At 31.0% G+C, this 13,625-nt stretch carries 14 protein-coding genes; 7 read left to right on the top strand and 7 right to left on the bottom strand.

The features are described 5' to 3' along the window. Positions 1–5: 5 nt before the first annotated feature. The 3 genes from C7448_RS07320 to kdsB are packed head-to-tail and all read right to left on the bottom strand — an operon-like array spanning position 6 to position 2,046. Positions 6–632 (bottom strand): chloramphenicol acetyltransferase, encoded by a 627-nt coding sequence (locus tag C7448_RS07320; protein ID WP_115900720.1) that lies wholly within the window; start codon positions 630–632, stop codon positions 6–8. Further along, entirely contained in the window at positions 633–1,319 is a 687-nt protein-coding gene (locus tag C7448_RS07325) for an HAD family hydrolase (RefSeq protein WP_115900721.1), read from the bottom strand. Beyond that, the gene (gene kdsB, locus C7448_RS07330; RefSeq protein ID WP_115900722.1) at positions 1,312–2,046 is read right to left on the bottom strand and encodes a 3-deoxy-manno-octulosonate cytidylyltransferase; all 735 of its coding nucleotides are present in this window, start codon (positions 2,044–2,046) and stop codon (positions 1,312–1,314) included. Before kdsB ends, C7448_RS07325 begins: the two co-directional genes overlap by 8 nt. A 489-nt stretch (positions 2,047–2,535) precedes the next feature. On the opposite strand from kdsB, the gene C7448_RS07335 reads away from it, so the two are divergent. Continuing rightward, the gene (locus C7448_RS07335; protein WP_115900723.1) at positions 2,536–2,889 is read left to right on the top strand and encodes a hypothetical protein; all 354 of its coding nucleotides are present in this window, start codon (positions 2,536–2,538) and stop codon (positions 2,887–2,889) included. 88 nt (positions 2,890–2,977) lie between these two features. Here the strand turns inward: C7448_RS07335 and C7448_RS07340 are convergent, their stop codons facing one another. From C7448_RS07340 to idi, 3 genes are read right to left on the bottom strand one after another with little or no spacing between them, the layout of a single operon-like run. Further along, complete coding sequence (locus C7448_RS07340) at positions 2,978–3,949, bottom strand: type I phosphomannose isomerase catalytic subunit (protein WP_115900724.1); 972 nt, start codon at positions 3,947–3,949, stop codon at positions 2,978–2,980. Between the two features lie 3 nt (positions 3,950–3,952). Continuing rightward, entirely contained in the window at positions 3,953–4,366 is a 414-nt protein-coding gene (locus C7448_RS07345; RefSeq protein WP_115900725.1) for a 6-pyruvoyl trahydropterin synthase family protein, read from the bottom strand. Position 4,367: 1 nt separating this feature from the next. Next, positions 4,368–4,889: an isopentenyl-diphosphate Delta-isomerase gene (gene idi, locus C7448_RS07350; protein ID WP_115900726.1), complete on the bottom strand. Its 522-nt coding sequence runs from the start codon at positions 4,887–4,889 to the stop codon at positions 4,368–4,370. 108 nt (positions 4,890–4,997) lie between these two features. Between idi and C7448_RS07355 the strand changes: the two genes are divergently transcribed. From C7448_RS07355 to C7448_RS15800, 6 genes are all read left to right on the top strand, one after another. Beyond that, positions 4,998–6,584, top strand: a complete 1,587-nt coding sequence (locus C7448_RS07355; RefSeq protein WP_115900727.1) for a peptide chain release factor 3 — start codon at positions 4,998–5,000, stop codon at positions 6,582–6,584. Beyond that, positions 6,574–8,127, top strand: coding sequence for a hypothetical protein (locus C7448_RS07360; protein WP_245939448.1), 1,554 nt, complete (start codon positions 6,574–6,576; stop codon positions 8,125–8,127). Before C7448_RS07355 ends, C7448_RS07360 begins: the two co-directional genes overlap by 11 nt. A gap of 114 nt (positions 8,128–8,241) precedes the next feature. Then, positions 8,242–9,171 (top strand): peptidylprolyl isomerase, encoded by a 930-nt coding sequence (locus C7448_RS07365; protein WP_115900728.1) that lies wholly within the window; start codon positions 8,242–8,244, stop codon positions 9,169–9,171. A gap of 200 nt (positions 9,172–9,371) precedes the next feature. Then, positions 9,372–10,040: a TonB family protein gene (locus tag C7448_RS07370; protein WP_115900729.1), complete on the top strand. Its 669-nt coding sequence runs from the start codon at positions 9,372–9,374 to the stop codon at positions 10,038–10,040. Between the two features lie 73 nt (positions 10,041–10,113). After that, a complete protein-coding gene (locus tag C7448_RS07375; RefSeq protein ID WP_115900730.1) occupies positions 10,114–10,779 on the top strand; it encodes an energy transducer TonB in 666 nt (221 codons plus the stop codon). 144 nt (positions 10,780–10,923) lie between these two features. Then, positions 10,924–12,048 carry an energy transducer TonB gene (locus C7448_RS15800; RefSeq protein WP_170137013.1) on the top strand — a complete coding sequence of 375 codons (1,125 nt, stop codon included), beginning with the start codon at positions 10,924–10,926 and terminating at the stop codon, positions 12,046–12,048. A 585-nt stretch (positions 12,049–12,633) separates the two neighbouring features. Here C7448_RS15800 and C7448_RS07390 read toward each other — a convergent pair. Next, positions 12,634–13,503: an OmpA family protein gene (locus C7448_RS07390; RefSeq protein WP_115900733.1), complete on the bottom strand. Its 870-nt coding sequence runs from the start codon at positions 13,501–13,503 to the stop codon at positions 12,634–12,636. Between the last annotated feature and the right edge of the window lie 122 nt (positions 13,504–13,625).

A 13,625-nucleotide genomic window follows, 5' to 3' on the forward strand; every position in this document is an offset into this window, starting at 1 on the left:
CAAAATTAATCGATTTTATCTAATTCTTGTTGAAATTTTTCAAAAAACTGCCCAACATGATATCCATCTACCAAAGCGTGGTTTACATTTACTGCTACTGGCATTAACATTTTATCATTTTCATGCTTTATTTTACCAAAAGCCAATTGAGGAACACTATCATTTTTGTTTCCTGAAAATGGTTCTTTATGACCTGTAAAACTTACCCAAGGAATTGCTGAAGAATGTATACACCCTAACGAATATCTAATAGGTAATAAATTAGTAGTATTTTGTATTCGTTCTTTTTCTTCTAGATAACTTTGGTTAAACGTTTCAAAATCTTCAGAATAATCAAAATAAGAAAAACCAAATGTTGTATCTGGTCTAGCAACAGTTGTTGATGCATTAATTACATCATAAATTGTAACTTTATCTCCTTCTATTCTGTATTTAAAGTTTTCAACGGCATTTATAGCTCTCATACAAGCATGAAAATACCGAACAAAAAAAGATTGATTTTTATCTTTTGCCGATTGATAAGTTTTAGACACATCTACATCTGCTACTAAACCAAAAGTTGGATCTGCTAAAGCCCTAAAATGTTTAAAAAGTTCTTTTCTATTCCAGTTTTCAATATCTAGATATCTCATCTATAAAAACTTTAATACATCTGTAATACTAGATACTGTTTTATAAATATCTGATTTTTGTTCTTCATTTACTTCTTCATGCGCCCATGTTGTATGAAATGGAACATGAATTGCGGTAGCCCCAATTTCAATTAATGGCAGTACATCTGATTTTAATGAGTTACCTATCATTAAAAATTCTGAAGGATCAATTTCTAACCGTTTTACTAGTTTTTTATAATCGGATTTTTTCTTCTCACTCATCACCTCTGTATGATGAAAATATTTTAAAATACCTGATTTAGCCAACTTACGCTCTTGATCTAACAAATCTCCTTTTGTAGCTACAATTAACTTATATTTTCCTTGTAGTTCTTGTAAGACCTCTTCTACTCCATCTAATAATTCTATTGGTTTTTCTAACATCTCTTTTCCTATCTCAAGAATGGTTTCCATTTTTTTAGGACTGATTTTATAGTTAGAAATTTCTAGAGCACATTCAACCATAGACAACATAAAACCTTTTACACCGTAACCGTAAATTTTAAGGTTTTCTATTTCCTTTTTAAATAATTCTTGATGAATTTTATTTTCTGTTTCGTAATCAGACAGCAATCGAGCAAAATCATCTTCAGCATCACGAAAGTAAGTTTCGTTTACCCAAAGTGTATCGTCTGCATCAAAAGATATTATTTTAACATTATTCATTTTCAAGTTGTTTTATAGCTTTTTCTAAGTCTTCAGGAGTATCAATACCAATACTTTCTACTGAAGTTTCTATCATTTTTATTTTTTTCCCTACTTCTAAGTATCGAATACATTCAATTTTTTCAGCAGCCTCTATTGGTGTCATAGCTGTATGATAAAAATCGATCAATGCTTCTTTTCTAAAGGCATAAACTCCTTTATGTTTATAGTAGTTTACAACTACCTCTTTATCTCGATGATACGGAATTATACTTCTTGAAAAATAGATTGCAAAATCATTTGTATCGGTAATTACCTTTACATTATTAGGGTTTTGAATATCTTCTTCATTCATCATTTTTACTTTTAACGACGCTAAATCAATTTCTTTTTGAGTATCAGATTTAAAAACGCTAATTAATTTAGATAACGAAACGGTATCAATAAAAGGTTCGTCTCCTTGTACGTTTACCACAATATCTACATCTAGATTTTCAACGGCTTCTGCAATTCTATCTGAGCCACATTCATGTTCTTTTTGGCTCATTAACACCTTACCTCCTACTTTTTCTATAGAATTATAAATTACTTCGGAATCGGTTACCACGTATACTTCATCAAACAAGTTGGCTTTTACTGCAGCCTCATAAGTTCTTACAATTACAGGTTTTCCACCTAAATCTTTCATTAATTTCCCTGGAAAACGCGATGCACTATAACGTGCAGGAATCATTGCTATTATCTTCATAAATAATACTAAGTGTTTACGTATCAAAGATACATATTTAAACTGCTATCATAAAAACCGATAAAACTCACATTGACAAAATTTTAACATTAATTAATTTTTGATTTTGTTCAATTATTAAAAACTTTTACTACTTTTGGGTTCTTATGAAAACGCTTTTAGGCACATACACATTTATTTTCAACACAATCAATTCGATTATGTGTACAGCCCGCATGCATAAACAGTATGTATACGTACCTAAAAGCACCCAAAGAAACAGAATTAAACATCGATTTTAAATAATCAATTTTAATATAAACTTAACCAAGGTGCTTTTTTAAAAAAGCACCTTTTTTTATTTACTAATATTTTAAATTTTAAACATTATGAACACTTTTAAGTATCGAAATTCAATTAGAAAACACGTAACCTCAACTGTAATGTACTCAGTACAAAATCCATTTTACAGAGATCCTGAATTACTAATACTTAATCCTTAAAATTATCATGAAAACACTAAACATCACATCAAACAGTCAGCCTAATCAATTCATAGTTAACAAAAAACAGGTTAGCAAAAACAAAGTGCTAAAAGCTTCAGTTTTATACGATAAAATTGAATCTAGTGCAAACACTTCTTTAGGCTTTTACCCAGATTCTTCTAATTTTAGTTTTAACAGTATCGAATTTGATCTGTTAGACAATGCCTACCTTAATGATAAACTTGTTATCAAAAACAACATTAAAAAATTGAGTGATACTGAGGTTATTTTCAATATAACAGTATCTAAAAAAGAAGAAAAGAAACAAAATATTATTTGTACAGCTACTTTTGGCTATACTATTAAAAAAGCGTCTTAATTATTTCTAAAAATTGATTTTACAATCAATTGAGCAATCGTTAAGTTAGTTTGGTTTGTTATAAGCTTAGGAGTTTGTTCTCTTAAGCTTATTTTATGTATGTTTCTAATAGCTCTGAAAGGCTTTCTGATAAAACTTCTACTTTCTCAATACATGCTGGTATCAAAATCGTTTCTCCTTTTCTTACAACTTCTTCTTGATCTTTATAGAAGAATGTTACTTCTCCTTCTACACACATGTAAATTATAAAACTATCTTTTTCAGATAAATCAATTCCTTTCTTTCCTTTTACAGGGAGTATATTCGTCGTAAAATAAGGACATGTGACTACTTGATTCGCTACATTTTCTTGTTTCACATAAGTTGTTTTATAAGAGCTTTCTGCTGAGAAGTCAATTGCTTTCAACGCTTTTTCAGTATGCAATTCTCGATAATTACCGTCAATATCTTTTCTATCCCAATCGTAAATTCGATAAGTTAAATCTGATGTCTGTTGAATTTCGGCAATTAATAAACCTGCTCCGATAGCATGCACTCTACCTGGTGGTACAAAATATACATCTCCTTTAGCCACTTTATCAATATTTAAAATACTTAAAAGTGTTTTATTATTAAGATGTTGTATATACTCTTCTTTGCTTGAGTTTTCTTTAAATCCAATAATAATACTAGCTTCTTCGTCAGCTTGCATTACGTACCACATTTCAGTTTTTCCAAAGGATTCTTGAAGTCCTGCTAAATCATCATCAGGGTGTACCTGAATGCTTAATACCTCTTTGGCATCAATAAATTTTATTAATAACGGAAACTGCTTACCGAAAGTTTTATACACATAATCACCTACTAAATCGTACTTATACTCTTCTAAAAGACTTCGTAATGTTCTTCCTTTAAAAGCACCATTACTAACAATTGATTCATCTCCATCAACATCAGAAATCTCCCAGCTCTCTCCAATATTGGATCCGTCTGAGTTTTTATGAAGTAATTGGTTTAGTTTTTTTCCTCCCCAAATTTTTTGTTTTAAAATTGGAGTAAATCGTAGTAATTGGTTTATCATAGATTATGCACCTCTATAAGTTACGTAGTTTCTTGGAGTTTCGTATAATGTAACTTCTAAGTCTAATTTTTCTGGAATACTTACACGTAACTTATTATAAATTACCACTGATATATTTTCTACTGTAGGGTTAACATCCTTAAACTCCTCTACTTCAATATTTAAGTTTTTATGATCTAAAACATCTTCTACTTTCAATTTAATTAAATCTTTCAACTTGCCTAAATCATATACATACCCTGTTTCTTGGTCTACTTCACCAGTTAATGAAATAATTAACTCATAATTATGACCATGGTAATTAGGATTGCTACACTTACCAAAAACCTCATAATTTTTTTCATCAGACCATTTAGGGTTAAATAACCTGTGGGCGGCATTAAAATGTGCTTTTCTATGAACTGTTACTTTAGGCATATTAAATATACTTAGATATTTTATCGTAAGATTCTTTAAAAATTATTTTAAACCAAGCTGTATATTCTTCAGGATGATTTTTTATATCATTTTTTACCTCTACTAAAGGCATCCATTTATACGATGCTACTTCTTCAGGGTTTACAATAGGTTCGTCGTTAAATCGACCAATCATTACATGATCATATTCATGTTCCGTTAAACCATTGTCAAACGGTGCTTTATAAATGAAAGAAAACACCTCTTTTAGCTCACATGAAAACCCCATTTCTTCCTGTAACCTACGTTTTCCAGCTTCGATATTAGACTCACCATCTCTTTGGTGTGAACAACAAGTATTCGTCCATAATAAAGGAGAATGGTACTTCTCAGCAGCACGTTGTTGTAACATTAGTTCATTTTTATCATTAAAAACAAATACTGAAAATGCTCTATGCAACAAAGCTTTTTCGTGTGCTTCTATTTTTTCCATTAACCCTATCGGATTGTCTTGCTGATCAACTAAAATTACTTGTTCTTTCATCTAGAAAATTTACGAAAAGCAAACTTACAAAATTGAGACCAGTTCAACAATTAAAACCTTTTGAACAGTTCGCTTTAAAATGTATCTTTGCAACCTTAAAATTTATAGATGAGTTTTTTAGAGGAAATACAGAAGAGACGTACATTCGGAATTATATCACACCCTGATGCTGGTAAAACTACCTTAACTGAAAAGTTATTACTTTTTGGTGGGGCAATTCAAGAAGCCGGTGCGGTTAAAAATAATAAGATTAAAAAAGGAGCGACTTCCGATTTTATGGAAATTGAGCGCCAACGTGGTATCTCTGTTGCTACTTCTGTATTAGCTTTTATTTATAAAGACAAGAAGATAAATATTCTTGACACCCCTGGTCATAAGGATTTTGCTGAAGATACTTTTAGAACGTTAACTGCTGTAGATAGTGTTATTGTGGTTATTGATGTTGCAAAAGGAGTTGAGGAACAAACCGAAAAGTTAGTAGAGGTTTGTCGCATGCGAAAAATTCCAATGATTGTTTTCATTAACAAGTTAGACCGTGAAGGTAAAGACGCTTTTGATTTATTAGATGAAGTTGAGCAAAAACTAGGTTTAAAAGTAACTCCTTTAAGTTTCCCTATTGGAATGGGATACGATTTTAAAGGAATCTATAATATTTGGGGAAAGAAATTAAATATCTTCTCTGGAGATAATAAACAAACTATTTCTGAAGGGGTGGAATTTGATGACATCGATAACCCTGAATTAGACAAAATAGTTGGTGAAGATGCTGCAAACACTCTTCGTGAAGAATTGGAGTTAGTGAATGAAGTATATCCAAGTTTTGATCAAAATGAATACCTAAGCGGTTCACTTCAACCTGTTTTATTTGGTTCTGCCTTAAATAATTTTGGAGTAAAAGAATTACTAGATTGCTTTATTGATATTGCTCCAAATCCGCAACCAAAACAAGCAGAAGAGCGTTTAGTAGACTCTAAAGAAGAAAAACTTACAGGGTTTGTATTTAAAATTCATGCAAACATGGACCCTAAGCACCGTGACCGTTTGGCTTTCGTGAAGATTGTATCAGGTACTTTTAAAAGAAACACTCCTTACCTACACGTTCGTAACAGTAAAAAAGTAAAATTTTCCAGCCCGAATGCCTTTTTTGCTGAAAAGAAAGAAATCGTAGATGAATCTTTCCCTGGTGATATTGTAGGATTACATGATACGGGTAATTTTAAAATTGGAGATACTTTAACAGAAGGCGAACAACTAAGCTTCAAAGGAATTCCTAGTTTCTCTCCAGAGCATTTCCGTTATGTAAACAATGCCGACCCAATGAAGGCTAAACAATTATATAAAGGTTTAGATCAATTAATGGATGAGGGTGTTGCGCAATTATTTACGATGGAAATGAACGGGCGTAGAATTGTAGGAACCGTGGGAGCACTTCAATACGAAGTAATTCAATATCGTTTAGAGCATGAATACGGAGCTAAGTGTTCGTATGAAAATATTGCTGTACATAAAGCTTGTTGGGTTGAACCAGAAGACCCTAAAAATGAAGAATTCAAAGAGTTTAAACGTGTAAAACAACGTTATTTAGCTAAAGACAAACAAGGTCAGCTAGTGTTTTTAGCCGACTCTCCATTTACCATACAAATGACTCAAAGTAAATATCCAACAGTAAAATTACATTTCACTAGTGAATTTTAAGAAGCACTACATATTCTCTTTTCTTTTCTCTCTTTTCTCCATTCTAATCTACAGTCAAGAGAATTTATCAAGTTTACAAGGAAAAGAGTTACACAATAAAGTTCGTTTGAATTTTATCCCTGTTGAAATGCCTTCGGATAAATTTCCAAACCTAAAATCAACCATGGGATTAGCAGGTATACACTATCAAATTCCAATTAACGATTGGTTGTATGGTGGCGCAGGATTTCATTTTGCTGTAACAGGTGACCAAGGAGGATTATTTACGTTAGGTGCTGAATTAGGAATAAATAAACAACTATACAAAAACTTATATATAGATGCTAACTTCCATTTTGGTGGCGGTGGTGGATATCGTTACTTAGTAAATGATGGTGGGTTTATCAATCCAAATATCGGATTACAATATAAAAAGAATGATTACTCCTTCGGAATACAATACAGTCATGTTAACTTTTTATCAGGAGAAATTAAAAGTAACTCGGTTTCTTTCTTTGTAGAAATACCTAGTATTTTACGTTTTACTGATTATGACAAAGCTCATCAAGATTTTGTAGCAGATAACTTGTCTCCTGATAGTTTCTGGAGTAAACCTGTAGTTAAAAATGAACAACAAATTCGTTTTGATTTCTTTAAACCTATCGGTAATTCAAAAAAAGATAATGGTGATGACTTAAATGAAATGCTATATGTTATTGGTTTTGAGTATCAGAAATATTTAAACGAAAACACCTTCTTATTTGCACATACCGATGCTATTTATAGAGGGTTACGTGCTGGTTTTATGGATTTATTTGTTGGTGCTGGGTATCACCCATACCAATCAAAATACATTAATATTTTCGGGAAATTAGGTATTGGTGCTGCTGGTGGTCGTGTGGCTCCTGAAGGTGGGTTGATGATTTATCCTTCTGCTGGAATCGATTTAAAAATTTTTAAAAATATCGCTATCAGTGGTCATGGCGGATATTATCGTGCTATTGCAGGCGATTTAGAAGCGTATACTTTCGGGTTTGGTTTAAAATACTTCGGATTAAATGGCGGAACGTCTTCCGAAGAAAATAGTACTTATAGTACACAAGGTTTACGTTTAGAAATTCAAAATCAAAGCTATTTTGATGTTGCTAAAACGGATGATGTTTACAACGCTACTGAAATAGACTTACAATTAATTGGTCTTAAAGCTAACTACGATTTAAACAAATGGCTGTATATAGCAGGAGAAGCTAGTTTTGCCTATGATGGTCGTTCTGGGGGTTATGCTCACGGATTAGTTGGCGGAGGTATATATAGTCCTCGTTTCTTAAATAAAAAAATACGTGGTTTTATAGAAGTTATGGCTGGTGCTGGCGGCGGTGCAGGTGTTGATACCGACGAAGGAATTATTATTCGTCCTACACTTGGTTTAAGTTATGATGTAGCGAATCAAGTTTCTATAATTGCTTCAGGAGGTAGATATTACTCTCCTTTTGGTAATGTAAATGCAAATAATATTAACATAGGTTTAAGCTTTAACCTTTCAACTTTATCAGTAAAAAACTAACTTTGTCATTGCTAAGAAAAACAATGATTTAGCTATTTTAATAAAAAGATTCTTTTACCTAATATAATATATTTTGGATATTGGAATCGCGCAATATAAATAAACAAGAGAAAAATGGATAACGGAATTTATGCAAAGTTCACCACTCCAAAAGGTGATATTTTAGTAAACTTAGAATACGAAAAAACTCCTGGAACTGTAGGTAACTTTGTTGCTTTAGCAGAAGGAAATTTAGAAAACTCAGCAAAACCACAAGGAACTCCTTATTACAATGGATTAAAATTCCACCGTGTAATTGCTGATTTTATGGTTCAAGGTGGTTGCCCACAAGGAACAGGAACAGGAAATCCTGGTTATAAATTTGATGATGAAATTCACCCTGAATTAAAGCACGATGCTCCAGGAAAGTTATCAATGGCAAATGCAGGACCTGGAACTAATGGTTCTCAGTTTTTTATTACACATGTTGCTACTCCTTGGTTAGACGGAAAACACACTGTTTTTGGTAGTGTTATTGAAGGTCAAGATGTTGTTGATGCTATTGCACAAGACGACACTATGGATGTAGAAATTATTCGTGTTGGTGATACCGCTGAATCTTTTAATGCAGTAGAAGCTTTTAGATCTTTTGAAGGAGCTCGTGAAAAACGTGAAGCTGAAGCGAAAGCTCGTCAAAAAGAATTATTAGATCAAGTAGCTAATGGTTACAATGAAACTCCAAGCGGATTACGCTATAAGGTTTTACAAAACGGAGATGGAAAACAAGCTACGAAAGGAGCTACGGTTTCTGTACATTACAAAGGTCAATTATTAGACGGAACGGTGTTTGACTCTTCATACAAACGTAAACAACCTATCGATTTTGCTATCGGTGTAGGTCAAGTAATTCCTGGTTGGGATGAAGGTATTCAGTTATTAAAAGTTGGAGACAAAGCTCGTTTGGTAATTCCTTCTGACTTAGCATATGGAGCACAAGGTGCTGGCGGTGTAATTCCTCCAGATGCAACCTTAATCTTTGATGTTGAATTAATGAATGTGAAATAATAACACATAAAATATTTCAGTGTTGATAAAGCCTTCGTAATAATTATGAAGGCTTTATTTTTATTCAAAAGCCTACTTAATGTTTAATTAATATTCATAACATTAAAGAACATATTACTTAATAGATTTATCATGATTCCTTAAGGACAAAAGAGCAATAAAGCGTGACCTTTACAACACCAAACAAGCTTTTAAATCCTATGAAAACAACATTACTATTTTTTATGCTTCTTCTCTTTGTAACTGTTACTTTAAAAGCTCAAGAAGTTTGTACTACTCCTGAAGACAATGCTATTGATTTAAATATTATAAGTGTAAATAAATGTGAGATTGTTGACAAGAAACAAAATTCAAGAGAAAGAACTACAAAAGCATTAACCGCTAGAAATAGAATAAAAAAAATAAGAAAAACACCACAAAAAAATCAATCAAGCCTAAGTACTCCTTCTAAGGTTTCTATTGTTACTGCTAATAACGACTTATCTATAAAAACTTCTTTGAAGTCTCAAACTAAAGAGGTATTATTTTCTGTAGTTGAACAAGTTCCTTTATTTCCTAAGTGTAAAAATAATTCTAACGAAAAGGCTAAAAAATGTTTTAAAAACAATATACAAAAGCATTTTTCTAAAAATTATTATCCTGAGGTCTTTTCAGAGGAAGGTATACGTGGTAGGGTCTTAATTCAATTTACTATAGATGTGTATGGTAAACCTAAAAATATTCAAGTAGTTAGTTCAAAACCTAGCAAAGTTATTACCAATGAAATTAATCGGATTATCAACAAGTTACCTCTGTTAGAATCAGGTAAAGAGAAAGGGATACCTGTTGATGTAACTTACTCTTTTCCTATAAACTTAATCTTAAATTAATATAAAACGTTTATCCATAACTTCAAATAATTTTATTTTCGTGTACCTAAAAATTCTTCTTTAACGTACACAAATGAAACATATTTTAATCCTTTTTTTATTTTCAATATCATTTTCTTACTCTCAAGAAAAATGTGAAACTCCCAATGAAAATATTCAGGACATTAATACTATTAGCATTACTAAATGTTCTATAGACGATGTAAAAGAAGCTCTAGAGATTGAAAAAGTTAAAGAAATTTCAACAAGAAAAAGGCATCATAAACTTAGAAAGGCTAATGCTATTTCAGCTAAAACTAATAAAGTTAAGCAAATAAAAAGTAAAAACTCACTTGTTGAAAAATTAAATATAAAAGAGGATATTTTAACTTCTCTAGACAAAGTCCCTTTTCACCTAGTAGAACAAATTCCTCTATTTAAAGAATGTAAAAAAACTCCAATTTTACAACAATCAAAATGTTTTGAAAAGGAAATGATAAAACATATTGTTAGAAATTTTGATTATCCAAAGGAAGCTTTGCGAAAAAAAATTGAAGGGAAGGTTTTAGTACAATTTACTATTAATAAAAAAGGGAATGTTGTTTATATAAAGAAAAAAGGGGCTGAAAATAGTGATTTACTGAAGAAGGAAGCTCACAGATTAATTGCTGCTCTTCCTAAATTTATTCCCGGAAGCCATAAAGGTAGTTTAGTTAATGTAAAATATGCTTTGCCTATAATTTTTAGGGTTCCGTTATAGTTAAATGTATTCATCTTTTTTAGATTAAAATCACTCTAGCAATCTGAATCGTAGAATAAATTTGTTATTTTCTATTTTTTACCTATATTTACGGCATCAGTTAATAGTTAATTAACTCTACCAAACACTTAAAATTAGAGCACAATGATTAAAAAATTCCCCTTAGTAGTAGCTATTATGCTACTTTCTTTAGCGGCTGTAGGACAAGAAGTATGTACTACTCCAGATGAACAAATCGCTGATCCAAACAGTATCACAAAATGTGCAATCGAAGACACCGATAATGGTGCAAAAAAACAACTATCTATTGAAGTCTCAACCAGAAGACGCGTTGTTCGTAAGAATAAAGAAGCTGTTTCTGCTATTGGAGGTATTAATTCTTCTCAAAAGGTAGCTGATATTAAAAAGAAATCTTTATTAATTGGTAAACTTGAGTTAGAAGATAATTCAGCTACTATTGAAAAAGTTCCTTTTAATTTAGTTGAAGAAATTCCTTTGTTTAGTAAATGTAACAATGTTCCATTAATTAAGCAGGCAAAGTGTTTTGAAACTAACATGACTAAACATATTATTAAGAACTTCAACTATCCACAAGAAGCTATTGATGCTGGTATTCAAGGAAGAGTTTTAGTTCAGTTTACAATAAACGAGCAAGGAAATGTTGAAGATATTTTAATGCGTGGACCTAAAGGTGGAGAATCTTTAGAAAAGGAGGCTAGTAGAATTATTAACGATCTTCCTAAATTTATACCTGGTAAACACAATGGAAGAACTGTAAAAGTAAAATATGGGGTTCCTATTACGTTTAGAGCACCTGGAGCAACTAATAATAGTTCTTCTAAATCTACAATAAGTAAAGTTGTTGCTAAGAAAAGTTCTAATGTAGTAAAAGAAAAAGCTATTACTGATTTTGTTAAATTTATGGAGGTACAAAGTATCCCTCAATTTAAAGCTTGTACAAAGGTTCCTGATATGCAAAAATTAAAGTGTTTTAACGAAAGAATGGTTAGCCATATTCAAAGAAACTTTAACTATCCAGCTGCAGCTGCTGAACAAAACATTGAAGGAAGAGTTTGGGTACGATTTATTATTGATAAAAAAGGAGAAGTAACCAACATTAAAATGAAAGGCCCACAAGACGGTCAATTGCTAGAGCAAGAAGCTAAAAGAATGGTTTCTAAATTACCTAAGTTTGTTCCTGGTGAGCATAATGGTAAAACAGCTAATGTTGAGTATTATATTCCCGTTAACTTTAAACTTCATGAATAAATAACTCTTAAAAAAGTGTTTATATATAAAAAGAAAAGCTTCTAATTAAAATTAGAAGCTTTTCTTTTTATAAGACATTATCCTCTTAGATAATTCTTCCGTACACTATAGTAAATACAGTAGTCTAAGTAGTACTACAATACATTATTTTAGACAAGAAATAAAATTATCAAAAAAAGAGTAGTTATAATACTTTCTATTTATTTAAAGCTTTTTCTTCTTTTCTCTCTTAATTCTTTTTGTCTAATTCACTAAGTATTTCATTCGCCTTATGAACCATTTCTTTTATTTCTTCAGGAATTTATTTATCCATTTTATCTTCATTTTATTCTTATCACAATCATAAACTATTCCTTTTCCCTTATTCTCTTTACCTAATTTTAGGGCTCTTTTACTTTTACTTTGACTCAAAATATATTAGAAATCAAAAAAAGGAAAAAGATTATACTATTTTGCATAAGGCAGAACAATCTCCATGTTGTTCTAAGATAAGATAAATCAAACTATTACAAACTTACTATTTAATAGCTATTAAGCAAAAAAACCAGCATTTAGCTGGTTTTTTATTCTTTATTTTAATAATAACTAAGGTTTGATATTTTCTTTTTCAGCTAGTAAACCAAAAAACTTATCTAAATTAGGTAAAATTACGATTCTAGTTCTTCTATTTCTAGCTCTATTAGCTGCTGAACTATTTTCTACAAGTGGTACAGAACTACCTCTTCCTGAAGCAATTAATCTACTAGGATCTACATCATATTTCCCTTCTAAAAGTCTAACAATAGATGTTGCTCTTTTTACACTTAAATCCCAGTTGTCTTGTACAACAGCATTATGAATTGGTCTTGAATCTGTATGTCCTTCGATCATAACATCCATACTTGGTTCAGAATTAATCACATCAGCTAATTTCTTTATTAACTTGTATGCATTTCTTTTAACTCTATAACTTGCTGTATTAAATAACATTTTATCTGAAACAGAAATCATTACAACTGTTTGGTCAATATCAATATTTACATCTTCATCGTTTTCCAATTCTGAAGTGTTTATTGACTTCTTTAAGTTGTGAGCAATAGCTACATTCATAGAATCTTTTAACGTTTTAGCGTTAGCTAACTCAGATGGATCAACATTTTTAAGTGTTTCTCTCATTTTTTCTTTTACAGAGTTTGAGATTACCGCTGATTTTCCAACCATGTCTAACTTAACGTTATTTTCTTCATGGAGTGATTCATTTACACTTTTTAATGAGTTAATTTTTTCATTGTAGTCATCAACTCTCTTTTCAATTTTAGCAAACTTAGCCTCAAGTTGCTCCTTCTCTAGAGTTGTTTTTTGTAAGTTTCCTCTTGTATCATTGTACTTCTGCTCTAACTCAACATACTTCTTTTTTGATACACAAGACGTCATCGTTAAAGCCAATAACGCTAAGGGAATAAATAGTTTTTTCATAATTAATAATAATGATAATAAGTTAATGTAACCTTATAACTTAATTTTTTGCATAATATTATACTGAGTAAATAAAAAAAACTCCTTTAAAAAAAGGAGTTTTACCTTAATAACATTACGGT

It is taken from the genome of Tenacibaculum gallaicum (assembly GCF_003387615.1).
GTDB lineage: Bacteria > Bacteroidota > Bacteroidia > Flavobacteriales > Flavobacteriaceae > Polaribacter > Polaribacter gallaicus.

Coding starts and splice junctions, on each gene's coding strand:
- C7448_RS07340 (WP_115900724.1), bottom strand. CDS start 3,949: ATGATAAACCAATTACTACGATTTACTCCAATTTTAAAACAAAAAATT.
- C7448_RS07370 (WP_115900729.1), top strand. CDS start 9,372: ATGAAAACAACATTACTATTTTTTATGCTTCTTCTCTTTGTAACTGTT.
- C7448_RS07365 (WP_115900728.1), top strand. CDS start 8,242: ATGGATAACGGAATTTATGCAAAGTTCACCACTCCAAAAGGTGATATT.
- C7448_RS07325 (WP_115900721.1), bottom strand. CDS start 1,319: ATGAATAATGTTAAAATAATATCTTTTGATGCAGACGATACACTTTGG.
- C7448_RS07345 (WP_115900725.1), bottom strand. CDS start 4,366: ATGCCTAAAGTAACAGTTCATAGAAAAGCACATTTTAATGCCGCCCAC.
- C7448_RS07335 (WP_115900723.1), top strand. CDS start 2,536: ATGAAAACACTAAACATCACATCAAACAGTCAGCCTAATCAATTCATA.
- C7448_RS07375 (WP_115900730.1), top strand. CDS start 10,114: ATGAAACATATTTTAATCCTTTTTTTATTTTCAATATCATTTTCTTAC.
- C7448_RS07390 (WP_115900733.1), bottom strand. CDS start 13,503: ATGAAAAAACTATTTATTCCCTTAGCGTTATTGGCTTTAACGATGACG.
- kdsB (WP_115900722.1), bottom strand. CDS start 2,046: ATGAAGATAATAGCAATGATTCCTGCACGTTATAGTGCATCGCGTTTT.
- C7448_RS07320 (WP_115900720.1), bottom strand. CDS start 632: ATGAGATATCTAGATATTGAAAACTGGAATAGAAAAGAACTTTTTAAA.
- C7448_RS15800 (WP_170137013.1), top strand. CDS start 10,924: ATGATTAAAAAATTCCCCTTAGTAGTAGCTATTATGCTACTTTCTTTA.
- C7448_RS07355 (WP_115900727.1), top strand. CDS start 4,998: ATGAGTTTTTTAGAGGAAATACAGAAGAGACGTACATTCGGAATTATA.
- idi (WP_115900726.1), bottom strand. CDS start 4,889: ATGAAAGAACAAGTAATTTTAGTTGATCAGCAAGACAATCCGATAGGG.